Genomic DNA, 1,461 nt, shown 5'->3' on the forward strand with positions numbered 1-1,461 from the left:
GGCGATCTCAACCGGTCGTCGCAACACCAGCATATTGTGTTCTCGTCATGAGCTCGTCCAGCGCCTCTGCGGGCGTCTTCCAGCCGAGCGTCTTTCTCGGTCTGCCGTTCAGGGCGACTGCGACGGCTTCCAGATCTTCAGGGCTATGCGTGCTGAGGTCTGTGCCTTTTGGGAAGTATTGTCGAAGAAGGCCGTTGGTGTTTTCGTTTGTGCCGCGTTGCCAAGGGCTGTGGGGGTCACAGAAGTAGACCGGTAGCCCCGCGAGGATCTTCAGATCCGCATGGCGGGCCATCTCCGCACCCTGATCCCAGGCAAGCGACCTGCGAAGATGGCTCGGGAGTTCGGTGATGCTGTTCGCAATGGCATCACGAACCGCTTCGGCGCCATGTCCAGCGAGCGCGGGTCCGTTCTTCTGACGCAGATCCGTTCCATGCCCAGCCATGGGCGGCAGATGAAGGAGCAAGGTGAAGCGTGTGGTCCGCTCGACCAGCGTGCCGATGGCCGAACTGTTCAAGCCGAGGATAAGATCTCCTTCCCAATGACCGGGAACGGCACGATCCGCCGCTTCGGCGGGACGCTCGCTGATCATGATCTCAGGTGAAATGAAGGACTTGCCGCGGCCCGTGCTCCTGGCATGGGGGACCCGAAGGGCTCGTCCGGTGCGAAGGCACGCCGTCAACTCCCGCTTCAGGGCACCACGTCCCTGGATATAGAGCGCCTGATAGATCGCCTCATGGCTAATTCGCATCGTCGTGTCCTCTGGAAAGTCGAGCTCAAGCCTTCGCGAGATCTGTTCAGGGCTCCAAGCTATTGCCCACCGCCGTGCCTGTCTCGGGCCATGGCGTCGCCCCTTCCACGCAACCTTCGGCCCCTTGATCGCCTTCCCATCCGGATGCGTGACCTGGCCGGCCAGACGATCCTGAACATAAAGGCGCAGGGCTTCGTTCGATGCCAGCTTGGCCACCTTTGGGCGGCGGGCCGCGCATTCTGCATGCCACTGGGCCGTCGTGGCGCGATACTCGAAACTACCGTTTCGAGTTGCGGCATTGCGCCCCAGCTCACGCGAGATCGTCGATGGAGCCCGTTTCAGATGTAGCGCTATGTGCCGAACACCGCAGCCCCGGGCCCGCATCAATGCAATCTCCTCGCGCTCCTCGAAAGACAGATACCGTCCCGAGGGCCTTCCTGCGGAAGGTGATAAATGTGATGGGGGCATGCCGCCGGCCTCGCGAAACCACCTCGTTCCTACCGGCTGTGATACTCCGATCTCGACCGCCGCGCCCTCGCTTGATCGGCCTGCCGCAATCAACTCCCAAAACCGCAACCGTTCTTCTCGACGCGCAACGCCAGGACGCCCGGGTGAATGCAGCGCCGCTCTCGTGCAGCGCTCTGATCTTCGCTTGCCCCTTGCCATTGCAACCTCCTTCAAAAGGGTGTTGCGACGACCGGTTGAGATCGCCC

1 protein-coding gene is annotated in these 1,461 nt (G+C 62.0%); it reads right to left on the bottom strand.

The window, feature by feature from the left end:
- Positions 1-7: 7 nt before the first annotated feature.
- Positions 8-1,414 carry an IS30 family transposase gene (locus OU682_RS23930; protein ID WP_268944674.1) on the bottom strand — a complete coding sequence of 469 codons (1,407 nt, stop codon included), beginning with the start codon at positions 1,412-1,414 and terminating at the stop codon, positions 8-10.
- Positions 1,415-1,461 lie beyond the last annotated feature (47 nt).

Origin of the sequence: Paracoccus benzoatiresistens (assembly GCF_026913015.1) — a bacterium.
Classification (GTDB): domain Bacteria; phylum Pseudomonadota; class Alphaproteobacteria; order Rhodobacterales; family Rhodobacteraceae; genus Paracoccus; species Paracoccus benzoatiresistens.

Bases quoted from the DNA above. Each gene is read 5' to 3' on its own strand.
- OU682_RS23930 (WP_268944674.1), bottom strand. From the start codon at position 1,414: ATGGCAAGGGGCAAGCGAAGATCAGAGCGCTGCACGAGAGCGGCGCTG.